Source organism: Streptomyces sp. NBC_00376, assembly GCF_036077095.1.
Taxonomy (GTDB): domain Bacteria; phylum Actinomycetota; class Actinomycetes; order Streptomycetales; family Streptomycetaceae; genus Streptomyces.
Genome location: NZ_CP107961.1, coordinates 488,475 through 512,206, shown reverse-complemented (window position 1 = coordinate 512,206; position 23,732 = coordinate 488,475). Strand labels below are relative to the sequence as shown.

Here is a 23,732-nt window from a genome sequence, read left to right as displayed (position 1 = left end):
TTCGAGGTGTTGTCGGATGGGCAGCTGGTGCAGTTGGGGCCGCTCAAGCAGCGGGCCGTTCTCGCATACCTCCTGCTGCACGCCGACGAGGTGGTGCCCATCAGTCGGCTCATCGATGCGCTGTGGGAGGACGATCCGCCGATTTCGGCACGGGAGTCGGGCCACAGCCGACACCGCGATCAGCTGCGAGTGGACCAGGTCGTTGGCGAAGGCACGCCGCTCGGGCGTCGACCACTCCGAGGCCCCGGAGCGCCAGGCTTCCTTGAGGGGGACGACGTGGTCGATGTCGATGCGGGAGGCGGAGTCGAGGGTGAGGCCGTCGTACGCGGAGTACCAGGTGCCGGACACGGCCCGGCACTGGTCGACCTACTTGCCCGCCTGGGCAGGGGCCGTCCAGAGCCAAGCGCACATCGGTCTGGGTATGAAGGGCGTCGACCGTCCGCGCGGCATCGAGCCGCTCAGCACGCGCCCAACTCTGAGGTAGAGAGTCACAGGGCCGACTATCGCTGCCCGCCTCGCAGCCGCCAGCGGCCGAGGTGATGTCAGGCGGCGCGCTTCACGTGGCGGACCAACCACATCAGCAGGGCGTCCAGGTCAGCGGCGGCCGAGAGGACCCGGTCGACCGCCTCAGGGGTGTGCAGCCACTCCTCGCAGCCGAGGGGACGGGCGGCGATCAGCGAACGGTGGCGCAGCAGGTTCGTACGGGGGTGGTCCGTCGGATAGCCGCGCGGCGGGCGTTTCATCACGTCCCCGGAGATGTCGTAGCCCTTCTTCCGCACGGCCTCGACGATGGCGCACAGTTCGCGGCCGCTCCTCTCGGAGGCCACGGCTTTGCGGAACATGTTCACCTGGCCGGGATCGGGGTACCACCAGGCGCCTTGGATCCGCAGGCCGTCCAGGGAGAACCGGAGACCGATCTCGATCTTGCGGCCGAGTCGGATCACCGCGCCCTGGTGCTGCCACCACCAGGAGTTGGTGCGGTAGTGCCAGACGGAGAAGTCCTCGTACCGGGGGTCGGTGTCCGCGACCTCGTTGAGCAGGGCGATCATCGGCTGCCGGACCAGGCGTTCGCGGTCCGCGCGGTAGCGCTCGCGGGTCGCGCGGGTCGGCTCGCCCTGGAGCTGCCACAACACGTCCATGGCCTGCTCCGGCCAGCCGGTGAACTGTCCACGCATGCGCGGAGGATAGCTCACCCGTGATCCGCGTGCGGAGAGTGAGACGGGCAGGGAGGCACAATTCCCGGCCGCCGCGCCCGGCACTCCCGTTGCGGCCCACCGCGCGGGAACCCGGTGGCCGCACCATTGCTGAGGAACGGCCTCGCCATCCCGCCTGACCCCCTGGGTCAAGGCCCGCAAGCGCGCCCAGGAGTCGGGGAACGAGCTGTAGGCGGGGCAGCGCAGAGCGCCGTGCGGTCTGCGCAGCACCTTCTGTGACGCGATCCTCGCCGAGCTCGGCACCGGAAGCGCCGACGACATCGTCTCTCCTCGCCGTTCGCACCTCCGTGAACCTGAAACTGCCCCGTGGAGGCAGGGGTGTCGCGCCGAGGGAAATGCGACGGTTTGATGTAAATCTGGCCGACGACGCAGGCCTGGAGCGGGTTCCGAAGCATCGGGATGTGCCGGGGCGCTCCGACCATGAGGGAGAGGCTATGGCGAGGTTGGCAGTCGAGGGGACCGACATCGTCGTACACCTGTCCTGGCTGGAGAAGGCGCTGGCACACCACCGCAATGTGCGGATTCCGGTGTCGGCGCTGCGCCAGGTCCATATCGAGCCCGACTGGTGGCGTGCGCTTCGTGGTGAGCATGATCGGGGGATCTGCATCCCCGGACAGGTGTGCGCGGGTGTCCGGCACCTACGGGAGGGCCTGGACTTCACGTTGGTGCGGGCTGGCACACCGGTGCTGTGTGTGGAATTCCACCGCAGCGCGCCGTTCAGCCGGCTGGCGCTCTCCGTCCCCGATCCTGAGAAGGTGATGGGGGCTCTCCTGCCGCTGGTCCCACGGGACCGGCCGGGATGAAAGCGGGCGGCCTCGCTTCCCGCTGCGTGGTGTCCTCGCCCCTGACCGGATGCGGCTGCCGGCCGTTCCCGAGGATGCTGCCGTTGGATGAGCAAGGTCTCCGAGGCGGTGGGCACGACAGTGATCTCCGCCAAGGCCTTGGTGGAACCCTTCATCCGCGTGGGGAGGAAGACTTCGCGGGAGTTCGTGTTCCAGGCGCTGGAAGCCGGTTGATCAGATGATGCGGGGGACCGTCTCGTTGCGCTTGGTGGACCAGTTGGTGACGATGGGCTTGTCCACGGTGGCCATGTCAGGGAGTTCGAGCTCGGCAGGGTTGGGGTCGTCCTCGGTGGTGGCGATGATGACGTTGCCGAACTCCGTGCCGCCTTCGCCGTCGGTGGTCTTGGGGTTGATACCGGTGTACGCGACGGCGGAGCCGGAGAGCTTGATGGGGTCTTCGCCGCCCTGTCCGACGGGGGAGGCAACGCCGTCGGCGTCGGAGCCGAAGGAGACGCTGGGGGTGTTGACGTCCAGGTAGCAGGTGATGCCGGACTTGGCCTTGGCGGTGACAAGGTAGTAGCTGACAGGCTGAGCCTCCCAAGTGACCGTGAAGTCCAGGTCGTTGGTACCGCAGGACTGCCCGTAGCTGCTCTTCCCGCCGTCGCCGGATTCGGTCTTGACGGCGGAGCCGCCGGAGTTGGAACCGCGGGAGCTGGAGCCGCCGGTGGAAGGGCTGTCGCTGGAGGAGCTGTCGCTCCCATCGCTACCGCCGGAGGCGACAGCGGAGGGGGCCGCGGAGCTGCCGGCGTCCGCGACGTCGTCGGGGTCGCAGGCGGTGGTGGTGGCCGCGAGGGCCGTCACGGCCGCGGCAGCAAGGACGAGACGGGCGGAACGAGCGGCGAGACGCGAGCGCATCATGATCTCCAGCGGCTTTCGGTTGCGGTGTTTCCTGCTGACACCGACGACACTAGGGCCGCGTCGATCCTGAAATGATCCCGCGAGTGTCCAGGTTCTGTCTCAGCGATTCGGTTCCATGAAACGGCATTGGGTTTCACGAACCCAGCTCAAGAAGCCCGTACCTGACCACAAGTCAGGAACACCGGTCGGCGCCGGCAATCAGAAGACAACACCGCGATCACCGCCGCCACCAAGATGACTTGCGCCCCGGAGAAAGGCCTCTCCCGCCGTCGGCACCGCAAAGCGGAGGCCGGCGGCAACTACTCGTTCTTCTGCACCTTCCCCGGCCACATCTCGATGGCCCGGGATCAGCACCTTCGCAGGCGGCCTGAACAGCGACTACGACGCCGTCCACGCCGGACTCACCACGTCTTGGAACTCCAGCCACGTCGAAGGCGCCGTCAACCGGATCAAGACGCTGAAAAATGTTCGGAGGCGCCAGCTTCCCGCTCCTGCGCAAGCGAACCCTTCTGGCCTGACGCTCCGTGACCACACCACACAACCTGCGTCAGACCCCCGTTCACCCCGACAAAATCAGCAAGTGGGTTGTCGGATTCGGCAGTGTCGAATTGACTGATGGCTGTCCAGCGCTCCACTGCCACGGTCCCGAGGCGGTGCGCAGATCGACCGAGCACATCAGCATGTCCAAACTCCTCGTGCAGTGAGGCGAGACGACGACGGGGCCCGCGCCGCTCTCGGCTATGCGCGGACCCCGGTGGCACTGTGCGATCAGCCGCTAGTGCGGCGCAGGAGGACGAGGTTTTCGGCGGCTTCCGCAACGCCTGCCGCAGCGGCCCGACCGTACCAGTGTTCCGCGCCGTCGAGGTCTCCCCGCTCGCGCAGCAGGTTTCCGAGGTTGAACATGGCATCCGAGTGCTGTGCCCCGGCTGCTTTGCGGTACCAGGTCTCCGCCGCCTCCAGGTCACCGCGCTCGTAGGCGAGGAGGCCCAGGGAGAATGCTCCGCCGGGGTGTCCGGCCTCGGCACTGGCTCGACTCCATCGCTCGTTCTCGGTCAGGTCGCCGCGTTCAGCCGCCAGGTAGGCGAGGTTGTACATGGCCGACGAGTCGCCTTCCTCGGCGGCACGCAGCAGTTGTCCACGGCCGGCGTCGTCGCCTTGACCGATCAGGAACATGGCGTAGTCGTTGGCGGCTCCGGGCACTCCGGCCTCGACGGCGCGCCGGAAGTGGAGCGAGGCCTTCTCTGTGTCACCGAGTACCTGGTGGAGATCGGCAAGGCGGTAGGCCGCCAGATCGTCGCCCGCCTCCAAGGCCTTCGTCCACCATGACAGCGCCTGGGGCACGTCTCGCTTGAGCAGGCCCAGGTCGCCAAGTTCGAGCATGGCCCGTGCCTCCCCCCGTGCCGCTGCTGCGCGCAGCACCGGCTCAGGCCGGTCAGGTGTGGGAACGGGCGGCTCAGCGGTCACCTCTCCCGTGAGCTGATGCACCTGTCGCCGCTCCAACCACTGGCGGCCTGCCCACAGGGAGATGACTAGAAGCAGACCCAGGTAAATCGGCCATCCCTGCATGTCGCGGCCCTTCCCCTCAGTAGTGGCTCCCGTGAGGCCACGCGCCGTTGCCCTCATGCTTCCCTTGTCCTACGGATGGCATGTTCCGGCGCAGTATTCCGCGTCGGTGCGGCCGGTGACACAGTTCGGGGGCGTCACCAGGACGACGTCGTCGAGGGCGGGAGTGAGGGGTTCGTGGCCGGTGACCCACTTGATGCGGCACGCGGCCTCGTGAGGCTGGTGGATGGGCGCCTGCGGTCTCCCGACCGACCGTTCGGTGCCCTTCCCCGTCGACTCGCCCCGGCGGAGCGGTCCCGTCCGCTGCGTGTCGTGGTGCGGCTCCAGTTCGGAGAAGGTGGAGAGCATCGCACCGGCTGCCCGTGTGCCCTGTCCCCGGTGTGTGCCGATTCGCGGTCCCACCACGGTCACGTGCACGCCGCGGTGCAGCAGCTCGACGGCCACCGCGAGACCGACGACACCGATCCCGACCACTGCTAGCGTCCGTCGGCTCAGGCATCGTTCCGCCTCCCCGCCGCAGCGCCGGCCAGGACCTGGTGGGCGGGCGCAGCCGGATCGAAAGTGGCCTTGGCCTGCATGATCCAGCGCCGCGTACCGTCCGCGAAACCCTGCTGGGGCCCGAGCGCGGTACGGCCGTGAGCGATCCGCCGCTGGTCGACGACCAGCAGCTGCCCGCGCCCCAGCGTGACCGCGACGGTGGTCTGCGCCAAAGCGGCCGCGAAGCGTTCCAGTACCGCGGTGCGTCCGGTGTTGCGCGGGTCGCGGAGCATCTTCCCCGCCCAGCGGACCCAGGCCGGCTGTCCGTCCTGGTCGCCCTCCAGGACGGGAAACGGCATCCGCGGCGCCCCGACACCGCGCAGGTTCTCAGCCTTGCCCTCGAAGAACACCTGTTCCCGCAGCGCCTGCCGGTCGGCCTCCCCCAGCCTGGCCATCGCCGCCCGGAGGTCACCGAGCAGGGACACGCCGCCACCGGCCGGATCGCCCCGCAGCACCAGCAGGCTCGTGTACTCCGGAACGTACTCAACGTTCGGGGCGTCAATGTGCAGGGCCTGCCCGCCTGTGCCGCCGAACGACGCCGCCTCCTTCACCGCGGTGGTCTCCCCCCAATCCGCATCCGGCCGCCCCCCCTGCCGGATCGAGTTGAACGGGCGGCCGAGCGCGGCCAGCACACCGGCAGCGACCACCTGCAGTTCCTCGTTCCCGAGGGTGGCGGGCAGCGCCGGCAGCGCCCACCCCGCCAAGGCCGATCGCTGCGGTCCAGCCGGCCGGCCAGCGCCGACAGCAGCATCTGCGCGCCGCCACCGGTGAGTACGGTGCGGGCGGCAGCCACGTTCTGCGCACTCCAAACGCCGTCCTGGAACGCCTCGACACCTTCACCACCGGGCCGCCGGGCGGAGAAGCGGAGTACTCCAACCTCGGCTACACCGTCCTCGGCGCGGCGCTCTCCGCTGCGGCGGGCGCGCCGTACGAGGAGCTTCTGAACCGTCACGTTCTCACTCCCCTGGACATCACCGAGGTGACCTCGAACCCGCCACCGGCCGGACGACTCAGTGCACGCGGGTTCCTGGGCCGGCCCCTCCGCCCCTGGAACATGAGTGGCGCGATCCTGCCCGCCGGAGGGATGTGGGCCACCCCACGCGAGACCGCGCGACTGGTGACCAAGCTGCTCGTCGAACGAAAGCTGGGCGAACCCGCACTGACTTGGCAGACGTCAGGGCGCCTGCGCTGGCACAACGGCGTCACCCGGGGTGCCTCCGTTTTCGCGGGTGCCTTGGATGACGGCACCAGGGTCATGGTCCACCGTCTCTCCGGCCGGCCAACACCGATCGAGAACACAGCCGTCCAAATCCTGAAGGATGCGACCGCCAAACCGTCGAACCAAGTGGACGGTTCGTGAAAAGGCACAGGGCAGTGGCCACGGGGTCCGACAAGCTCGCCGTACGCTACGAGGCGACGGTGCTGGTCCCAGCCGTGAACGAGTGGCTATGACCAGCATCGTGGCAATGGTCTTCAGGCGACGTCGAATTCGTTGCCCTCGGGGTCGCGCATGGCGGCGGCGTAGAGCCCCATGTCCGGCTCATCCTTGGTCCGCAGCACGGTGGCACCGGCTTTGACCAGCCGTTCCACCGTAGCCTCGACCCGCTGTGTGCGGACGTCCAGCGGGACGTCACGACCCCCACCGACCTTCAGGTCGAAGTGCCACCGGTTCTTGGCGACCTTCGGCTCCGGAACCTGCTGGAACCACACCCTCGGCCCACGTCCCGCGGGATCGATGATGAACTCAGGGATATCCCCGGCACCGGCCGGCAACTCCGCCTCGGGCACCCCCATCGCCGCCCAGTAGGCACGCCACGTGGCGTGCCCGCCAGGCGGAGGCTCAGGCACGTAGCCCAGGGCCTCGGCCCAGAAAGCCACCATTCTCTGCGGATCGGAGCAGTCGATCGTCAGCTGCACCGTCATCTCCATACCCGGAACATCCCAGGCAGGCCTGACAGAGAAGTCAGGGCCTTCCTGCGAGCGACTCCGGCCGCGGCCTGGCGCTGCTCCTGCTCGGCGACACCGGTCTTGCGGAACGAGTTCGTCTCGCTCGTTGCGGGCGGCGTCTTCGGCGGGCGAAGTAGGCGGCGGGGCCCAGGTGACGCTCTCTGAAAGTTGTACCAGGGGAACATGACGAAGCCCTTCCCTGACGGAGGGAAGGGCTTCGTGAATGAGCGCTGGGCAGGCCTTGCACCTGCATTTCCCCACGGGAAGCGGGGCGTCTTTCCTTGGACCACCAACGCAGTGTCAGTCACCGCGAGTTGCGGCGAACCTTCAAGATCAACTATAACGCATGCGATCCTGATGAAGTACACGGCCTCGATACTGGTGGGCTCGCGTATTCAACTGTCGTCAGTTCGTCCCGGTGTCCGGCCGGATGGTGACCGCAGGTGGCGTATTGGCTCCAGATGCTTTCGCTCTGCCGTTGGGGTTCGGCGGGACGGCGCCGAGCGGGGCCGAGTCCTGGCCAGGGTCAGGCCGTGCCGGTGGGATTTCCGGAGGGGAAGGTGACGGTCCAGGCGGCCTCGATCATCCGGAAGATCTCGTCCACCGCGGTCTGTGGATCGGCCGCGTCACGGGCCAGGGAGTAGGCGTCGATCACGAACCTCGCGATCGTCCGGCAGGCCGTTGTGGTCTGTGACAGGTCGGGATCGGCGGCGATGGCCGTCGCCAGCGACTCTGCATGGCGCAGTCCCATCGACTCCTCGTACTCGCGCAGGGCGGGTGATTCATCGATCATGCGCCGGATCGGGGCGGCACTGTCCCCCGTGCAATGTCGCACCAGGGCCTGGATCTCCCGGCGCAGCGCGGGGATGAGCGGCTCGTGCGGTGCCCGGTTGGTGACCGCCTGCGTGAGGCTTTGCTCGAAGTCTTGGTCCTGCTCGAACACCAGGGCCTCTTTCGAGGAAAAGTGGGAGAAGACCGTGGTGACGGCGACGTCGGCCTCGGCGGCCACGTCGCGGATGCCCACCCTGTCGTACCCGCGTTCCAGGAAGATTCGCAGGGCGGTGTCGGCGATCTTCTGACGGGTCGCGGCCTTCTTGCGTTCGCGTCGCCCGGATGGCACGGTCATACTCTCACGCTACCAGATCCAAAAACGCAACCGTTGTTAAACGCTAACCGTTAGGGTTATGGTCGACGGAATGAAGAGAGTGAGCTTTGACGAGTTCGGCGGTCCGGACGTCCTGCGACTCGTCGACGCCGAGGAGCCCCACGCGGGCCCTGGCCAGGTACGCATCGCCGTGCGGGCGGCGGGTGTGAACCCCGTCGACTGGAGGATCCGCGAAGGCCAGATCCTGAAGGCCCATCCGCTCGAATTGCCTTCCGGAGTCGGGCTGGACGCCTCCGGGGTGGTGGACGAGGTCGGCCAGGGCGTCGAAGAGGTCGAGGTCGGCGACCACGTATTCGGCGAAGGCGCAAGCACCTATGCCGAGTTCGCCGTGCTGTCGGCCTGGGCCCGCATGCCCGAGGGACTGAACTTCGAAGAGGCGGCCGGATACCCCTCCGTGGTGGAGACCGCGCTGCGGATCATCCGCGAGGTCGGTGTGCAGGCCGGGCAGACGCTGCTGGTCAGCGGTGCGTCCGGAGGAGTCGGATCGGCGGTGCTGCAGATCGCCCGCGACCGCGGCATCAGGGCGATCGGCACGGCCGGAGCCGCGAACCAGGACTACCTGCACGGCCTGGGTGCCCTCGCCACGACGTACGGCGAAGGCTGGGTCGAGCGGGTACGGCGGCTCGGCCATGTCGACGCAGCTCTCGATCTGGCCGGCTCGGGCGTGATCCGCGAGCTCGTCGAGCTGACCGGGGATCCGCAGAAGGTGATCTCCATCGCCGACCTCGCCGCGCCGGAGTTCGGTGTCCGATTCTCCGGCGTGGCCGGGAGCGTGCCGGAAGCGCTCGCCGAGGCCGTCGGCCTCATCTCGCGGGGAAAGCTCCACATCCCGGTCGAGAAGTCGTACACGCTCGCCGAGGCCGCGGCGGCGCACATCGACAGCCAGACCGGTCACACGCGCGGGCGCCGGGTCCTGGTCGTCTGAGAACCGGCTGCGCGTCGTTCCCAAGCAGAAATTGAGGACGATGCCGGCCTTGGGACTGGTCAGCCCGCATCGCGCGGCGGCGACCGGCGCGGAGCCGCGGGGCATGGGTGCTGCGTCAGGGAGGCGACTCGTGAACTCGTATCTCCAGGTGCCGTGCTGCAGCCGAGCCGTAATGACTTACTGCTCCGAGTCGTCATTGAGACCCCGGCGGGCATCAACGACCGGGCATATCGTGGCGGCGGTTGACTGGTGGGCTCGCATACTGACTTCGGCTCGTTGGGGTGAACTTTCTCGAAGTCTCTGAGGGGCTCGGTGTGGTGGCTGTATTCGGTGGTGGATGAGGTATGCGGATGGGGGCGGGCTGACTGCTGCGGGTCGGCTGCGCCGGGAGTCGGTACGGCTGCAGGCGGCTGAGCTGTTCGAGCACGGCATCAAGCCGCTGGAGGTGGCACAGCGTCTGCGGGTGAGCCGGAAGTCGGCCTACCAGTGGCACCAGTTGTGGCGGGAGGGTGGTGTGCGGGCTCTGGCTTCCCGTGGCCCGAGCGGATCGCGGTGCCGTCTGTCCGAGCGCTGTCTGGAGAAGCTGGCCGCGTATCTGGAGCAGGGTCCGGCCGCGCACGGCTGGGTGGAGGACCAGGTGTGGACCGCGGCAAGGGTCGCCACGCTGATCGGCAGGAAGTTCCACGTCTCCTACAGCGTCTCCGGCGCGACGAGGCTGATGCACCGGCTCGGCTTCAGCCCGCAGGTCCCCGCGCGGCGGGGCGCCGAGCGCGACGAGCAGGCCGTCACCGTCTGTAAGGAGGCGACCTGGGCGGAGGTAAAAGAGCCGGGGCGGCCTGCGGGGGCTACGTCTGCTTCGAGGACGAGGCAGGCTTCACCCGCAGGCCGCCCAGGGGACGCACCTGGGGCCGACGCGGCCGCACACCGCAGGTGACGGTGAGCGGGCGACGCTCGGGACGGCTGTCGGTGGCCGGACTGCTTGCCATGCGGCCCGGTTCCCGCACCCGTCTGTGCCACCGCCTGCGTACCCACCCCGCCGGCAGAGGCAAGCGCCGCAGCATGAGCGAGCGCGACTTCATCGCACTGATCGACGGTGTCCACCAACTCGTCAAAGCACCGATCGTGCTGGTCTGGGACCGCCTGAACACCCACGTCTCCCACGCCATGCGTGAGCTGATCGCCGAGCGTGCATGGCTGACGGTGTTCCTGCTGCCCGCCTACTCCCCCGACCTCAACCCCGTCGAGTGGGTATGGGCACACGTCAAACGCAGCCTGGCCAACCTCGCCGTCGTCGCCCTCGACCGCCTGGAAACGCTCGTCCGCAACCGGCTCAAACGCCTCCAGTACCGGCCCGACACCCTCGACGGCTTCATAGCCGGCACCGGCCTCACCCTCGACCACCCAGCCTCACCCTGACGAGCCGAAGTCAGTAAGGGCGGCAAGACCGCGATCAAAATCCCCGCAACACTCACCGCGGACCAGGTGGAGTCCGTCGTTCATGCCGCACTGCAGGATCCGGCCCTTCGCGTGGTCGTGGCCCTGTCCGGTATCCATGCGCTGCCCGCCCGCCAGATTCGCTCGATGCTGGTGGAGCAAGTGGACCTGCCCGGACGGCGACTCGACCCTGGGGGCTTGAACCGTCCCCTGGACGACTACACCGCCGAGGCGATCGGCGAGTATCTCGCCTACCGTCACCGCCGATGGTCGAACAGCGCCAACCCACATCTGCTGATCACCAGGAACACCGCCACCACAACAACGGCGGTGGGCACGTTCTGGATGGACAGGCTGGTCAAAGAATTGCCCATGGGCGTCGACCAGCTGAGGCAGGACCGCATCCTCGAAGAAGCCATCGCCAACGGCGCCCCCTTCATCTCGCGCACGCCTTCTCCCTCGGCGCCAAGGCCAGCCTCCGCTACACCAGCGCAGTGACGGAATCGGAAGCAGAGCAGGCACCGAACACCCTCTGATCTCGAGTTTTTACTCCACAGGGAGCCGTCGCCGGCCCTCCGGGGTGAAGGTGAAGGTCTGGCCGAAGAGCCCCGTTCCGAAGCGCACTGCAAGCAGGAGGGGTTCTTCGTGCTCAGGTGGCCACGATTGCTCGGCTCCCGGAGCACTGCCGCTCCAGAGATGGAAGGACACCATCGGTTCCTCCGGGTTCTCAGTCAGGTAGCCGAGAGTCTTGCCGTAAAAGCGATTGTTGCTGCCGAACAACATGGACGGGGTACCGAACTTGTCGACGACGTCCGTCCACACGCGGTCCTCGCCCGCCCACTGGCGGACCGCACCCTGCAGGACTGCGTATTCGGCAGGGTTCAACACACGGTCGGGCTTCAGCCAGCCGCGGCGGTGTGCGAACTCGGCATACACCGAGGCAATGCCGTACTCGTAATAGCGGTCCGGGATCTGATCGCGGAACACCCCCGCGACGCCGGTACTGGACCAGGCACCGCGCTCTTCCCAGACACGCTGCTGCTCGGCCAATGCCTCGGGCTGGCGCTCCACGAACAGCAAGTGATCCATCAGCATGCGCAAGGCCAGCTCGTTCCCGAACACTCCGGGACGACGCAGGGCGAGATTCAACTGATCGATGAGATACGCACGTATCTCGTCGGAGGTTGCAAGCGATCTGGAGGTAGGCACCCCACAGTCTCCCGCAACTGCCGCCGGATCGCGGTCATGGGCTGACGCCCACCATTCTCCACCTGAGTCGGGTGTCGACGTACACATCAATCGACGTGCGCAGCCGCGTACGGATATACGTGCTCACCCCCCGGCCAGACTGGTCAAGGTCAAGGGAACCTGATGGGAGGTTGCGCTCTCAGCAACGGGCTCTGGTCGCACGGTGATGGGTCGAGCGGATGAGGACGGAGACCAGGGCAGCCAGGTCTGCCGCGCCGACGGCGTCGTCCGCGTAACGCGTGGTCTGCAAGGGGCCGGTCTGATCCAGCCGAACTCCCTCCAGCTCCAAGACGTAGGCGAGGGTGAGCATGGCAAGGCGGGCGTTGCCATCCGGGAAGGGGTGAAAGAAGGCGACGTCCAGGTAGGCCCTGGCCGCACGGGAGGCCAGGGGGACTCTCGGGTCGGCGCTATCGCGCAGACAGTGCTCAAAGTCCCGCTGGGTGTGCGGCGTAAGTGCATAGCGTTCACGGCCGCCCTTAGCGAACGCATCGCCTTGCCGGAACGACACGTCGGGCTGGCCGAGGACAAGCCGCTGCCATTTAGCCAGAAGCACGCAGGTGAGGGGGCGCTTACGGGAAGCGTCGGTGCGCGATTGAGCCAGCGCCGCGAGTAGTCGGTCGCCTCGAGCCGGATTCGAGGAACGGCCTCCCGCATCGCACCAGGTGCCGAGGCCGTCCACGGTCGCCTCGACCGGGGCCGGCGTCTCACCGACCACTGAAGCCCAGTCGACCTGGTTCCTGACATGGCACCAGGCGGCCAAGGCGTCAGCGGTCACGGTAAGGCTGCTCTCCGGTCAGGCCTACGGCGAGATCCTCTCCTACGGAGTCGACCAAGGTGCGCGACGGTTCGGTCCAGCTCTTGAACCGTCCACCAATCGCAGTGTCGACCGCTTGCTTCGCAGTCTCCAGCCCCATGCCCGTGGAGGAGAGGAACCACGTGAGAACCGTGTGGCAGAGGCCATACCAGCCGCATTCGGCACCCGTGCGGTCCACTACCACCGTCACCAGTCGGGTAGCCGCCCGTTCCAGGTGCCAACTGCGACCATCGGCATCCGCCTCGGCGGGCGGCGCCATCTGCGCGAACCGCTCGGCCAGCTCCTCCAGCCAGTCGCGCCACTCCAGCAGTGACGCGACCACCTTGGCGGCCGTCGCTGCGGGCTCGCCCACGGAATGGGAGGTGCAGCACCAGCTGGTGACGACGCCACCACCACCGCCCTCGCCGACCGCCCAATGCCATCCGCAGGCCCATCGGCCGTATCGGGCCGCCAGAAGCGCCGTGACCTCGGTGGTAAAGCGATGTCTCTCATCCCACCCGGCGCCGGCAGGAGGAACCATCGAGGCGATCACTGTGGCGACCTGAGAGCCCTCCTCATCGTCCCAGTCGAAGGCAATCAGGTCGGGATCGACGGCAGACCACGGCAACCAGGCCGGAGCAAGCTCGTAATTGACAGCCGTGACGTTCCTCCAGAACCGGGCAGGGCAGGGCAACTGACCGATTGTGCCAAGGGCTCGCGGCTTTGTCACACAAGTTTCCGGCGCCGCCGATCTACTGTCATGGCGCACAATGCGACGCTGCCAGGCCATCTGCTCCACGCGATGCGGCGGCACTCGACCGGGCACGTTCACCTGTACGCAGGTGAGACTTCGAGGTGTACGCCGACATCGGGTCCAGGTCCGTCGCCCACTACCTGTTCTCCGCTGTGGCAACCCGCCCCTTTCACGCAGCAGAGTTCCCATCGAGCCCCTGAGTTCGCGCTACGGAGCCTTCAGTTTTCCTGAACCCACGGAAGATCAACATCGAGAGCTTCTACTGCCGCCCAGGCATCGAAGGCGCCCACGAGAAAGGCAGCGTCGAAGGGATGATCGGCTACTTCCGCCGCAACCACTTCACCCCCGTCCCGGAAGTCGACTCCCTCGCCGAGCTGAACGAGATGGTCGACCAGTGGGACCTGCACGACGGGCACCGCCGGATCGGCTCACGGCCACGGACCGTTGATGAGTACTTTGCCGTCGAACAGCCGTTGCTGATGCCGCTGCCCCAGGAGCCATTCGAAACCGGCCGACTGTTCACGCCACGTGTCGACCGCTACAGCCAGATCGCCGTCCGCACCAACCGCTGCTCGGTCCCGGCCCGCCTCATCGGCAAGCGGGTGCGCGTCGTCCTGCACGCCTCTCATCTGGTGGTTTACGACAAGAACGTCGAAGTGGCCCGGCACGAGAGGCTGATCGCGAAGGGCAGCTGTCGCCTGGATCTGGACCACTATCTCGAAGCCCTCATCCGCAAGCCCGGTGCCTTCCCCGGTGCCACGGCCCTGGAACAGGCCCGCTCCGCAGGCAAGTTCACCCCGGTCCACAACGCCTGGTGGGCCCAGCCCGCAAGCTCCACGGCGAGCGCGACGGCAGCCGGGCGCTGATCGAGGTCCTCCTGCTGAACCGGCACCTCGCCCACGAGCATGTCGTCGCGGGCCTGGCCACCGCACTGCGGGCCGGCACCCTGCCTTCACCGACCCCCGCCTCTGCGCGACCATCGTCGACCGCCTCACGTTCAACGGCACGATCATCGAGACCGGCACCGACTCCTACCGCCTCGCCAGCACACGAGCGCAAGCCGAAGAGCAAGTCGCAGCCAGCTGACTGGCAGCCTGTTTCGCTTCTGACCAGGCCGCCGATCTACGGACCGGCGGCCCTTGTTACCGTCTCTCGGACCAGTCGGTCGGTTGCGGACGGAGCCGGATATGTTCCCCGAGACGGTTTTGCACAGCAGACGACTGATCCTCCGCGCGTTCGACAGCAGCGACATCCCGGACACACACGCAAGCTGCTCGGACTCCCTCACTCAACAATGGCTTCCGCTTCCCCAGCCCTACACGCTGGACGATGCCACAGCCTGGTGCACAACCACTGCACGCGCGATGCGGGACAGCGGCGACGGCATCCAATTCGCCATCACCGACGCCAGCACCGAGCGCCTGATGGGCCAAGTCGGCTTGAAGAAAACGGACTGGCGAGCGCTGGTGAGCGAAGTTGGCTACTGGGTGTCACCCTGGGCGCGCGGTCACGGCATCGCAGCCGAAGCAACCCGCACGCTGGCGCACTGGCTCCTGACCAGCCAGCACTTCCAACGAATGGAACTGCGAGCAGCCACCGGAAACACCGCGTCCCAGGCAGTTGCACTCAAGGCTGGCTTCCACCGCGAAGGCAACTTGCGAAACGCTGGTTTCGTGCACGGAGCTCGAGTCGACCTGGTTCTGTTCTCCCTGCTGCCCGACGACCTCGGGTCGTCGACTGATCCCACGAGGCACCGCTGAATTTCGTGAACATTCCGGTTGCCGCTCGCACCATTCTGCTGCCCAAACTCAGGTTCTGGCACAACTTCTGTGATGCCGCTCTGCCTCTTCTCGTACTCACGCTGGGTCAACCCGCTGACCTGTTGTTTCCGCGCGCATCCCGAGCCGGCGCAGCGATCGACAGGCCGTAATCACAGAAGTTGTGCCAGAACCCAAACTCACCAACAAATGCTGTCCCTTGAAGTGAACGAAGCCAGCCGCCCGACCAGCCTTGCAGACCTCAGCGCTCCGGCTCCGCTTCAGAACAGCCGGGCACCAGACCCGGCCCGGCTGTGGCTGCCGCTCTTGGCACTCGGGCAGTGGATCATCCGTTGCGGCCGGGGCGCGGGTCGGGCCACGCGGCCCGCAGCAGGGCGGTCTCGGACGGGGAGAGCGGACGATGGCCAAGAGCGACGTCGTCCTGATCGAAAGCCCACTCCCCGTAGAGCAGGACAGCCATGCCGTGCTCGTCGTCTGTGCACACCGCCCAGCGCCCGATGTTGCTCTGAATCGACCATTCGTAGTAGCGCAGGCCGCCCGAAGCGTCCTGGCTGGACGTCATCCGGGCCCCATCCGCAGGGAGCAAGTCTTCCAATGAGCCGGCAGTCGAGGGCGGGATTCTGTCTGCGGCCTCGCGCAGCTTCGTGAGCTCCTCCACTCGGACTCGCAACCAGGCGTACCCGCTTCCCCGGGCGAGCACGGCAAGGGGCGTGCAAGCGATCAGCGCACAGTTCCGCATCAACTCCGGATATTCGTCCAGCCCGTTCAGCGCGGCAAGAGCAGGCTCGAACAGCGCCCAGAACGGGACTCGGTCATCGGCGAGGAAGGGCCCGTGCACCCTGACCACCCGCTCCTCGCCGGGCAGCGGCAGCGACTCCGCCCTGGGGAACAGCTCACGCGAGTCCAGCGGCAGGCCGCAAAGAGTGCCGTCCGCCCACTCCACACGCGCTGTGCCAGCCAGCGCGGCCCAGCGCGGCGCAGGACTCTCCGACCAGGCAGGCCGGGCGCGCCCCGAACACGTCGGGCACGGCACGGAGACAGTGATCGACATCTCGACATGATCGCAGATCACCCAATTGCTGACCTGCTCGGCATGGCCGGGGTCAGGTGCTGAGGCGGCAGGAGCGCCGGCGGTGGCCGGTGTAGCTGATCAGTCTGCGGGCTTCGAGGCGGCCTGGCTGGTAGGCGACGGAGCTGGTGCTGGACAGGCCGACCCGCTCGCCGACCTGCCGGACGGGGCTCTCGCCGGTCTCGGCAATCCAGTCCCAGATCGTGCAGGCTCTTCCTGCCGGGCAGACAGGGCATCCGGCCGGGTCATGCCACTCTCGTCCCACGCTGCTCCTGACGGCGGTCGTGTCGGTGAAGCTGGACCATCCCGAGTACCTCGGCGCCACCCACGGCAGGCTGGGCGGTGCCGCAGTGCACCCCTGCGTCGCGGAGGCCGCCCGGGAACACCTCGGTACGTGGCTGGAGGGACACCCCGAGCAGGCCGCGGCCGTCGTCGGTCGAATCGTCCGCAACACCCGCCGGGACTGAGCAGCAGCAGTCGGTTCCCGCCGTCCCCGGGAACGGGCGGTGGGCAGCTCCTGCTCGATCTCCTGAGCCGTCCTCATCCGGTGTCGGCGCTCCGGTGAAGGCCGCGAACAGAACGGCGGGCGACGGCCGTGTCAAGCGGGCGGGAGCAGGAACTCGTGCAGGGACCGCCGCACCTTGTCCAGGGAATCCTCGAGTTCCTCGGGGTCGTCGTGGCGTAAGGACCAGGTGACGTCCCGCAGTTCAAACCGGACTGTCGGCGTACGCAACAATGTGCTCAACATTAGGCCTGGCCTAGTCGCGGCGTTGCAGGATGTATAGGTCCCAGCTGTCGGGGTCGCCGATGTAGACGAATAGCTTTGGGTGCTCGGGGCTTCCAAAAACCTCCCAGGTGTCCATGGGACAGTCGTTCAGGGACACATCCACCTCCTGGGACCACGGTCCGCTACCTGGGTCGTACTCCCAGGTGCCGGTGCCGGTGCACTCGTGCACCACGGGTTCGAAGGAGTCGTCGAGGTCGAACGTTTCGACGTGGGTCGCCGTGGCCTTGCCATGCGCTGTGAGGATGAGTGTGCCGCCCTTTCCGTCGGACCACGTCCCGGCGATCCGTTCCGTGCTCAGCCGCGGAGGCTCGTATCCAATCCCGGCGTACAGGCCGATGCTGCCGAGTGTGCCGACGGTGACGACAGCGAGCGTCCCGTACAGCGCTACACGCCGGAACATCGCGCCGCCGGAGAGCCGCGGGCGGTCCGGCAACAGCAGCCTGCGGGCGACCAGCGCGGTGACGGCGAGCGCCGCCGTCACCGCGAGCCATCCGCCGAGGCCCGCCAGGAGACCGGCCTCCACGAGCACTGCCGTGGCCAAGGCCGGCGGGGCGGTTCCGGCGGCTGCCAGCGCCGGGATCCACCACCACGCCTCGCGCCCCGAGAGCCGGCGCCCGAGCCATCCGGCCACGACCAGGAGCGGCATCACCACGCCGACCGACAGCAGGGCGGCAAAGGCAGCTCCGGCCGCCACCACGAACGGCGCCATCAGGATCAGGAAGATGATCCCCATCGCGTTGTAGGGAAGGTCCGGGCTCTCCTGGGTCTGCCCCCACACGATGAGCGCGATCGACCCGATCACAGCCTCGACGGACAGCATCGACATCGAAGCCGTCAGCACCGCACCGAACCTGTCCCTCACGCGCGTCTGCGTCTGCACCGGCACCTGCATTTCTGAACGCATTCAAATCCCCTCCCGTGCCGCATCCTCCTCCATGCGGTACGGGCCTCCGTGACCGGGGCCCGCTGACGGGCGCCGTCCTGCACCAGAGTGTGGCCGGGAACAGACAGGGCCCCTCCAGCTCCGGCTCAAGGTCGTCCTGACCAACTGTCCCGAGCTTGACGCACTCACCGGCCACGTCCGGTCCTTCGCCCGGATGCTCACCGAGCGCCAGGGCGAACGACTCCCCGAGTGGCTCGACGCCGTCCGCCAGGACGACCTGCCCAGCCTCCACACCCTCGCCGCAGGCATCGACCGCGACCGCGACGCCGTCATCGCCGGCCTCACCCCGCCCTGGAACTCAGGCGTGGTCGAAGGACACGTCAACCGGATCAAGGGCCGTCGTCCTCGTCGGCCACCACCAGGTCCGCGAGCAGCTCGCGGGCCTTGACCGCGTCGGGCGGTTCGGGGAGCTCGCGCAGGGACGGTGCCTGATTGGGGAGGGCCTGACGGGCGGGGTGTGGGAGCCGGCCGCGGTGGCGGTGGGGGTGCGGCGGTCAGCGCGAGCCCGGCGAGAGCCGAAACAGCTGTGAGGAGCGCGGTTCGGCGCAGATGACAAATCAAGCCGATCACGCTCCGGCCCAGGCCGGCGGAGAATCGTTGCTGCCCGGCAGGTGTCACCCGCCCGGGTAAGAAGTCGTACCGGGAGCCGCAGCCGGGCTCGTGACAGTGCATACGAGGTCGTCCCCTGGCCAGCAGTCGGGCACGGGATCCTCACCGCATCCGGGTCACGATGAGGGTGCCGTGCCGGCCGGACCCGGCCAGCAGCGCCTCCACGACCTATCGAGCGGCTGCAAGGTGTCGTTGAGGGGGACTTCACTGGTGCTCTCCTCAGTGGTGGAGGGTGGGTGGTCGGACCGGGGCTGCTTGTCCGATGGCGGCGAGAACGGCGACGACCAGGAGCAGGGCGAGCGCGGCCAGGATCGTGTCGACCGCGCGTTCCAGAAGAGCGGTCGCTGCGTCACCCACACCCGAGCCCTGCTCATGCAACGGGGCGAGACCGACCCTGGCGGGGAGAGAGAGCCCTGCCGCGCACAGCCTTCCCGGCCCCTCCCGGCGTGGCCAGCCAGACCAGCGACGTCCCTACGAACGGCTGAACCGGCAGGGCGGCCCCGACTGCGGGGCCGCCGGTCCGCCCGCGTGGGCGTCGGGGCCTGATACCCGGCCGACACAATTCCGCGCGGTGCCGGATGCACGGCCCTGATCGGCCGGATGCGGTCCTCTCACAGGCTGGACCACGTACACGGTTCCTCGTGTGTGTCGGGTGGTGAGAGGTGGTTGTCGGTGGAGGCTCGTTGGACACGTGCTGGTGCGCCGCAGGGGAAGGAACACGCAGGTCGGGGGCGTCGGGGCGCGGTGTGGGCCTCGGCCGCGGTGCTCGGGGTTGCCGGTGCCGGCGGCTGGCTGGGGTTCACCGGCGGCGACCGGGACAGCGGCTCCGCGCCGACCCCGCGCGCGGCGGCCGTGGCGGACCGCATGGATCTGCCGTGGCCGCGGGAGGGGCAGACGAGCATCGAGGTGGAGGGCATCGGCAGCCTGGGCAGCAGGGGCGGGCGGCAGCCGGTGCCGATCGCAAGCGTCACCAAGGTGATGACCGCGTACGTGATCCTCAAGGAGCATCCGCTCAGGGGCACGGCGAAGGGGCCGGGGATCACGGTCGACGCGGCCGCCGCTCAGGAGGCCCACTCGCTCAGCGAGTCCAGCGCCCCGGTCCGCGAGGGACAGCGGCTCACCCAGCGCGAACTCCTGGAGCTGTTGCTGCTTCCGTCCGGCAACAACGTGGCCCGGCTGCTGGCCCGTTGGGACGCGGGAAGTCAGGACGCCTTCGTCAGGAAGATGAACCGCGCAGCCGCCGGACTGGGGATGACCCGGACCACGTACACCGGGGCCAGCGGTCTTGAGGTCACCACCAGGAGCACCGCCGACGACCAGCTCAAGCTCGCCCGCCGGGCCATGGAGGAACCGGTGCTGCGCACGATCGTCGCGATGCGGGACACGACCGTTCCCGGGGTGCCCGGCACGATCACGAACTCCAACCGGCTGCTCGGCAGACCCGGGGTGATCGGGCTCAAGACCGGGTCGGGCACCGCCGCGGGCGGCAATCTCATGTGGGCCGCCGAGGTGCGGTCCGGCACGGCGCGGCGTCTGGTGCTCGGTGTCGTGCTGGGGCAGCGCGCCAACACCACGCCCGCCGAGGGCCTCCGGGCCGCGCTGGAGAACAGCGGCAGGCTGATCGACGCCCTGCAGAAGGACCTCCCGGCCGCCCTCGCCGGTCGCGACGGCAAGCCGGTGGGGGCATGACCGCGCAGGTCGTGCGCACGGCTCGCGAGACCGACACCGGGTCGGGAACCTCTCCGGGCGGCAGGGGCCCCTGGCGGCGCGGCCTGCTGATCGCGGCAGCCGCCGTACCGCTCACACTGGTCATGGCCGGGCACACCTGGTTTCCGGATGGGTTCGGCAACCTCGGCAGCCTTCTGGAGACGTTCCTGCCCTGGCTCGGGGTGGGAGTGCCCGTGCTGCTGGCGTCGGCGGCGGTGCGACGGTCGGCGACCGCCGGTGTCGCGGCGCTCCTTCCTGCCGTGGTCTGGTGTTCCCTGTTCGGCGGCCTGCTCATCGACAAGCGGTCCGCCGGTCAGGACCTGACCGTGGTCAGCCACAACGTCAACGACGAGAACCCGGGCCCGGTCGGGACCGCGCGTGAACTCGCCTCCTCCGGTGCCGAGTTGCTCGCCCTTGAGGAGCTGAGCACGCGGACGGCACCCGTGTACGAGCGTGCCCTGGCCGACACGTATCCGTACCACTCGGTGCAGGGCACGGTCGGACTGTGGAGCACGTATCCGCTGAGGGATGTGGAGCCGGTCGCGATCATGCCGTGGACCCGTGCCCTGCGGGCGACGGCCGAGACCCCAAAGGGGCCCGTCGCCGTCTATGCCGCCCACCTCGCGTCGGTACGGGTGCTCCCGGGCGTAGGCTTCACCACGGCGAGGCGCAACGAGGCGGCCGCACAGCTCGCCGACGCCGTACGCGCCGAACGGCTGCCCCGGGTCGTGGTCGTGGGCGACTTCAACGGCACGACCGACGACCGCGCGCTGCGGCAGGTGACCTCTGGGCTACGGTCGGCCCAGGAGGAGGCCGGTGACGGCTTCGGCTTCAGCTGGCCCTCCTCGTTCCCGGTGGCCCGGATCGACCAGATCCTGGTGAGGGGCGTCACCCCGGTCTCGTCCGGGACCCTGCCGTCCACCGGGAGCGACCATCTGCCGGTCACGGCCGGTCTGCGCCTGTGAGAAGTTACGGGCGTCGGCCACCCCTCTTGCCCGGCGGGACGCCCTCCGGCAGTCCGATACCGATTGACCTTTCAGGTGACGTGATGCAACAGCACGACCGTGACGCGGCGGAACAGCACGACGGCGGCCCGACCGGTGCCGCCCCGGCCTCCGCTCCCTCCTCCCCGCCCGACTCCGTCCACGTACTGCTGGTCGAGGACGACGAAGCGATCCGCAGGTCCGTCGGGATGGTGCTGGAGCGCTACGGCTACCGGGTCTCGGCGGCGTCCGACGGCCTGACGGGCCTTGAGATGTTCCGGGAGGGGCAGCACGACCTGCTGCTCCTCGACATCATGCTGCCGCACCTCGACGGCATCGGACTGTGCCGCCGGATCCGTGAGACGAGTCAGGCACCGATCCTGATGATGTCCGCCCGCGGCGCCTCGCTCGACGTGGTGGCGGGCCTGGAGGTGGGCGCCGACGACTACATCGTCAAACCGGTCGACACCACCGTCCTGCTGGCGCGGATCCGCACCCTGCTGCGCCGGGCCACCTTCACCCGGCCCCCCGCGGCGGGCAGCCGCCCGGCCGACGAGGGCCTGCTCACCTTCCGCGACCTCAGCGTCGACACCCGGGGCCTGGAGGTACGCGTCGACGGCCGTCCGCTCGCGCTCACCCCGACCGAACTGCGCCTGCTCCTGGAGTTCATTGCCGCGCCGGGCGTCGCCCTGCAACGGCAGACGCTGCTGCGCAAGGTGTGGGACTACGGCTGGGACGGCGACAGCCGGGTGGTGGACCTGGCCGTGCAGCGACTGCGCAAGAAGATCGGTGCCGGTCACATCGAGACCGTCCGCGGTTTCGGCTACAGGTTCCGGCGCTGAGATGAGGCGGACCACCGGCCCCGCCCCCGGCGCCCAGGCCGAACGCATCGCGTCCGAGGACGGCCCCGGCCGCGGCGTGCGGCGTCTTGTCGACCCGAGATCCCTCCGCTGGAAAATCGCCTTCGGGGTCGCGGCAGCGGCCTGTGCCATGGCACTGGGCATCGGGATCCTCGTCCACGGGACCACCGAAGCCCGCGACATGAACGTCGGCCGCGGCGAAGCGATGCGCGCGCTGGAATCGGCCGAAGCCGAGTTCCGGGGCGCGCAGCCCGCACGGCCGTCCCCGTCGGGGGTTCCCGGCTATCTGGTCGGCGACGACGTACCGGATGAATTGCGGGACCGGCTGGGCTCCGAGCCCGCGCCCGTGACCTGGTACGACGACCGGAAGCCGGCTCAGGGGCCGCGGATGTGGGCGGCCGGCCACGTCGACGGCACCGTGCTGGCCACCTGGGTGGACATGGGCAGCGAGCTGCGCAGTCTCCAGGCCCTGGACCGGCACATGAGGTACGCGGCCCTCGCCACGCTCGCCGTCGTCATCCCTCTCACTCTCCTCGCCGTCGAACTGGTACTCCGCCGTCTGCGCCGCGTCGCCCGGACCGCCCACCGCATCAAGCACGGTGATCCGGACGCCAGGACCCGGAGCCGCGGCCATGACGAGATCAGCGAAATCTCCTCCGCCGTCGACCTCATGGCGGACGCCCTGCAGGACCGGCTGCGCGACGAACAGCGTTTCACCGCCGATGTCGCCCATGAACTGCGCACCCCGCTGACCGGCCTCGTCACCTCCGCCTCCCTCCTCCCGGAGGGCGAGGCGACCGACCTGGTCCGCGACCGCGTCCAGGTGCTGCGCGCCCTCGTGGACGACCTCCTGGAGATCTCCCGCCTGGACGCGGGAGCGGAGGAGGCCGATGCCCAACCGGTGCCGCTCGGTGAACTGGTGGCGGAATCCGTACGACGCACGGGGCTGGAGACCCGGGTCACGGTGAGCGGCAGCCCGGTCGCCGAGACCGACCCGCGCCGCCTCGACCGCATCGTCACCAACCTGGTCCTCAACGCCCACCGCCACGGCGCGGCGCCGGTCGAGGTGAGCGTCGGCGAAACGACCGTCGTCGTACGCGACCACGGCCCCGGCTTCCCCTCGGAAGTCCTCGCCCACGGACCCCAGCGCTTCCGCACCGGAGCCGCCGAGCGGGGCCACGGGCACGGCCTCGGCCTCACCATCGCCCTCGGCCAGGCCCACGTCATCGGCGCCCGCCTCACTCTGGCCAACATCGCGGCCGGCGGAGCCGTGGCCACCCTGGAACTGCCCGGCCGCAGCCCGTGTTCCGGCACCCGTGCCTGATCAGGGACGACCGTGCGGGGCCGGAGTTCCACCGGGGAGCCGCCGGGACCCTCCTCGCCCCTCCCACTACAACCTTTGCTCACCCATGCACGCACGGCACCCCCTGCGCACTGCGGCCGCCTCATTGACTCTCGCCGCCACCATGCTCGCCGCCGGTGGCGCCGGGAGCTGACCCCCGACGAGATCAAGGCAGCGTTCGCCCCCGCGTCGACGGTGGTCACCAGCGCCCTGATGCGGGCGATGACGGCTGCCGCGGCGGAACAGTTCGTGGAACGGAGCGTGGAACCGCCGCCGCTGCGCTCTGCGAACGTCGACGGCGGCCACAAGTGGAACAGGCGCGTGATGACGGAGTACCGGAACCGGATCCTCTACCGCCGCTGATCGCGCCGGGC

27 protein-coding genes and 5 pseudogenes are annotated in these 23,732 nt (G+C 68.7%); 16 read left to right on the top strand and 16 right to left on the bottom strand.

Features of this window, described 5'->3' with window-relative positions:
* Positions 1-165 precede the first annotated feature (165 nt).
* Positions 166-360 (bottom strand): annotated as a pseudogene (locus OG842_RS42210) (GmrSD restriction endonuclease domain-containing protein); the annotation flags it as partial.
* Positions 361-542: 182 nt separating this feature from the next.
* The gene (locus OG842_RS42205) at positions 543-1,175 is read right to left on the bottom strand and encodes a DUF2461 family protein (protein WP_266737573.1); all 633 of its coding nucleotides are present in this window, start codon (positions 1,173-1,175) and stop codon (positions 543-545) included.
* A gap of 473 nt (positions 1,176-1,648) precedes the next feature.
* Here OG842_RS42205 and OG842_RS42200 point away from each other — a divergent pair, with 473 nt between their 5' ends.
* The gene (locus OG842_RS42200; protein ID WP_266737575.1) at positions 1,649-2,017 is read left to right on the top strand and encodes a hypothetical protein; all 369 of its coding nucleotides are present in this window, start codon (positions 1,649-1,651) and stop codon (positions 2,015-2,017) included.
* Between the two features lie 87 nt (positions 2,018-2,104).
* A complete protein-coding gene (locus OG842_RS42195; protein WP_266737576.1) occupies positions 2,105-2,230 on the top strand; it encodes a hypothetical protein in 126 nt (41 codons plus the stop codon).
* Here OG842_RS42195 and OG842_RS42190 read toward each other — a convergent pair whose 3' ends face one another.
* The 4 genes from OG842_RS42190 to OG842_RS42175 form a co-directional block, all read right to left on the bottom strand.
* Complete coding sequence (locus OG842_RS42190; RefSeq protein ID WP_266738103.1) at positions 2,231-2,911, bottom strand: hypothetical protein; 681 nt, start codon at positions 2,909-2,911, stop codon at positions 2,231-2,233.
* 771 nt (positions 2,912-3,682) lie between these two features.
* Positions 3,683-4,294, bottom strand: coding sequence for a tetratricopeptide repeat protein (locus tag OG842_RS42185; RefSeq protein WP_266737577.1), 612 nt, complete (start codon positions 4,292-4,294; stop codon positions 3,683-3,685).
* 255 nt (positions 4,295-4,549) lie between these two features.
* Positions 4,550-4,951, bottom strand: a complete 402-nt coding sequence (locus OG842_RS42180; protein WP_266737579.1) for an FAD-dependent oxidoreductase — start codon at positions 4,949-4,951, stop codon at positions 4,550-4,552.
* A 17-nt stretch (positions 4,952-4,968) separates the two neighbouring features.
* Complete coding sequence (locus tag OG842_RS42175; RefSeq protein ID WP_266737581.1) at positions 4,969-5,718, bottom strand: TauD/TfdA family dioxygenase; 750 nt, start codon at positions 5,716-5,718, stop codon at positions 4,969-4,971.
* Between the two features lie 5 nt (positions 5,719-5,723).
* On the opposite strand from OG842_RS42175, the gene OG842_RS42170 reads away from it, so the two are divergent.
* A complete protein-coding gene (locus OG842_RS42170; RefSeq protein WP_328512733.1) occupies positions 5,724-6,374 on the top strand; it encodes a serine hydrolase in 651 nt (216 codons plus the stop codon).
* Between the two features lie 113 nt (positions 6,375-6,487).
* Here OG842_RS42170 and OG842_RS42160 read toward each other — a convergent pair whose 3' ends face one another.
* Together OG842_RS42160 and OG842_RS42155 are read right to left on the bottom strand one after the other, a co-directional pair.
* The gene (locus OG842_RS42160; RefSeq protein WP_266737583.1) at positions 6,488-6,943 is read right to left on the bottom strand and encodes a VOC family protein; all 456 of its coding nucleotides are present in this window, start codon (positions 6,941-6,943) and stop codon (positions 6,488-6,490) included.
* 544 nt (positions 6,944-7,487) lie between these two features.
* On the bottom strand, positions 7,488-8,087 hold the full coding sequence (locus OG842_RS42155) for a TetR/AcrR family transcriptional regulator (protein ID WP_266737584.1): 600 nt from the start codon (positions 8,085-8,087) through the stop codon (positions 7,488-7,490).
* Between the two features lie 70 nt (positions 8,088-8,157).
* Between OG842_RS42155 and OG842_RS42150 the strand changes: the two genes are divergently transcribed.
* From OG842_RS42150 to OG842_RS42135, 3 genes are all read left to right on the top strand, one after another.
* Positions 8,158-9,051, top strand: coding sequence for an NADP-dependent oxidoreductase (locus tag OG842_RS42150; RefSeq protein ID WP_266737586.1), 894 nt, complete (start codon positions 8,158-8,160; stop codon positions 9,049-9,051).
* A 337-nt stretch (positions 9,052-9,388) separates the two neighbouring features.
* A protein-coding gene (locus tag OG842_RS45465) for an IS630 family transposase (protein ID WP_443064092.1) occupies positions 9,389-10,467 on the top strand; the annotation gives its coding sequence in 2 pieces (ribosomal slippage) (positions 9,389-9,890 and positions 9,890-10,467; 1,080 coding nt in all).
* A gap of 66 nt (positions 10,468-10,533) precedes the next feature.
* Positions 10,534-10,983: a hypothetical protein gene (locus tag OG842_RS42135; protein ID WP_266737589.1), complete on the top strand. Its 450-nt coding sequence runs from the start codon at positions 10,534-10,536 to the stop codon at positions 10,981-10,983.
* Between the two features lie 48 nt (positions 10,984-11,031).
* On the opposite strand, the gene OG842_RS42130 is transcribed toward OG842_RS42135, so the two are convergent.
* The 3 genes from OG842_RS42130 to OG842_RS42120 all read right to left on the bottom strand — a co-directional run bounded on the left by OG842_RS42130 (position 11,032) and on the right by OG842_RS42120 (position 13,358).
* Complete coding sequence (locus tag OG842_RS42130) at positions 11,032-11,694, bottom strand: hypothetical protein (protein ID WP_266737590.1); 663 nt, start codon at positions 11,692-11,694, stop codon at positions 11,032-11,034.
* Between the two features lie 178 nt (positions 11,695-11,872).
* The gene (locus OG842_RS42125; protein ID WP_266737592.1) at positions 11,873-12,508 is read right to left on the bottom strand and encodes a Fic family protein; all 636 of its coding nucleotides are present in this window, start codon (positions 12,506-12,508) and stop codon (positions 11,873-11,875) included.
* Positions 12,498-13,358: a hypothetical protein gene (locus OG842_RS42120; RefSeq protein ID WP_266737593.1), complete on the bottom strand. Its 861-nt coding sequence runs from the start codon at positions 13,356-13,358 to the stop codon at positions 12,498-12,500. Before OG842_RS42120 ends, OG842_RS42125 begins: the two co-directional genes overlap by 11 nt.
* 170 nt (positions 13,359-13,528) lie before the next feature.
* On the opposite strand from OG842_RS42120, the pseudogene OG842_RS42115 reads away from it, so the two are divergent.
* From OG842_RS42115 to OG842_RS42105, 3 genes and pseudogenes are all read left to right on the top strand, one after another.
* Positions 13,529-14,230, top strand: a pseudogene (locus OG842_RS42115) (Mu transposase domain-containing protein); the annotation flags it as partial.
* 1 nt (position 14,231) lies between these two features.
* Positions 14,232-14,366, top strand: a pseudogene (locus OG842_RS42110) (IS21-like element helper ATPase IstB); the annotation flags it as partial.
* Positions 14,367-14,467: 101 nt separating this feature from the next.
* Complete coding sequence (locus OG842_RS42105) at positions 14,468-15,040, top strand: GNAT family N-acetyltransferase (RefSeq protein ID WP_266737597.1); 573 nt, start codon at positions 14,468-14,470, stop codon at positions 15,038-15,040.
* A gap of 343 nt (positions 15,041-15,383) precedes the next feature.
* On the opposite strand, the gene OG842_RS42100 is transcribed toward OG842_RS42105, so the two are convergent.
* Both OG842_RS42100 and OG842_RS42095 read right to left on the bottom strand, forming a co-directional pair.
* Positions 15,384-16,109: a hypothetical protein gene (locus tag OG842_RS42100; protein ID WP_266737598.1), complete on the bottom strand. Its 726-nt coding sequence runs from the start codon at positions 16,107-16,109 to the stop codon at positions 15,384-15,386.
* Positions 16,110-16,161: 52 nt separating this feature from the next.
* Entirely contained in the window at positions 16,162-16,392 is a 231-nt protein-coding gene (locus tag OG842_RS42095; RefSeq protein WP_266737600.1) for a hypothetical protein, read from the bottom strand.
* Between OG842_RS42095 and OG842_RS42090 the strand changes: the two genes are divergently transcribed.
* Positions 16,331-16,594: a hypothetical protein gene (locus tag OG842_RS42090; RefSeq protein ID WP_328512723.1), complete on the top strand. Its 264-nt coding sequence runs from the start codon at positions 16,331-16,333 to the stop codon at positions 16,592-16,594. The two genes, OG842_RS42095 and OG842_RS42090, sit on opposite strands and share 62 nt — an antisense overlap.
* Before the next feature lie 131 nt (positions 16,595-16,725).
* Here the strand turns inward: OG842_RS42090 and OG842_RS42085 are convergent, their stop codons facing one another.
* Positions 16,726-16,860, bottom strand: coding sequence for a hypothetical protein (locus OG842_RS42085; protein ID WP_266737603.1), 135 nt, complete (start codon positions 16,858-16,860; stop codon positions 16,726-16,728).
* A 25-nt stretch (positions 16,861-16,885) separates the two neighbouring features.
* Positions 16,886-17,776 carry a hypothetical protein gene (locus tag OG842_RS42080; RefSeq protein WP_266737604.1) on the bottom strand — a complete coding sequence of 297 codons (891 nt, stop codon included), beginning with the start codon at positions 17,774-17,776 and terminating at the stop codon, positions 16,886-16,888.
* A 160-nt stretch (positions 17,777-17,936) separates the two neighbouring features.
* Between OG842_RS42080 and OG842_RS42075 the strand changes: the two are divergent.
* Positions 17,937-18,191 (top strand): annotated as a pseudogene (locus OG842_RS42075) (ISL3 family transposase); the annotation flags it as partial.
* A 494-nt stretch (positions 18,192-18,685) separates the two neighbouring features.
* Here OG842_RS42075 and OG842_RS42070 read toward each other — a convergent pair.
* Positions 18,686-18,823 (bottom strand): hypothetical protein, encoded by a 138-nt coding sequence (locus OG842_RS42070; protein ID WP_266737607.1) that lies wholly within the window; start codon positions 18,821-18,823, stop codon positions 18,686-18,688.
* 405 nt (positions 18,824-19,228) lie between these two features.
* Between OG842_RS42070 and OG842_RS42065 the strand changes: the two genes are divergently transcribed.
* The 5 genes and pseudogenes from OG842_RS42065 to OG842_RS42045 all read left to right on the top strand — a co-directional run.
* The gene (locus OG842_RS42065; RefSeq protein WP_266737609.1) at positions 19,229-20,155 is read left to right on the top strand and encodes a D-alanyl-D-alanine carboxypeptidase family protein; all 927 of its coding nucleotides are present in this window, start codon (positions 19,229-19,231) and stop codon (positions 20,153-20,155) included.
* Complete coding sequence (locus OG842_RS42060) at positions 20,152-21,138, top strand: endonuclease/exonuclease/phosphatase family protein (RefSeq protein ID WP_266737611.1); 987 nt, start codon at positions 20,152-20,154, stop codon at positions 21,136-21,138. Before OG842_RS42065 ends, OG842_RS42060 begins: the two co-directional genes overlap by 4 nt.
* 83 nt (positions 21,139-21,221) lie before the next feature.
* Entirely contained in the window at positions 21,222-21,998 is a 777-nt protein-coding gene (gene cseB / locus OG842_RS42055; RefSeq protein WP_266737612.1) for a two-component system response regulator CseB, read from the top strand.
* A gap of 1 nt (position 21,999) precedes the next feature.
* Entirely contained in the window at positions 22,000-23,340 is a 1,341-nt protein-coding gene (locus OG842_RS42050; protein ID WP_266737614.1) for a sensor histidine kinase, read from the top strand.
* Between the two features lie 108 nt (positions 23,341-23,448).
* Positions 23,449-23,721: pseudogene (locus tag OG842_RS42045) on the top strand (SIS domain-containing protein); the annotation flags it as partial.
* Between the last annotated feature and the right edge of the window lie 11 nt (positions 23,722-23,732).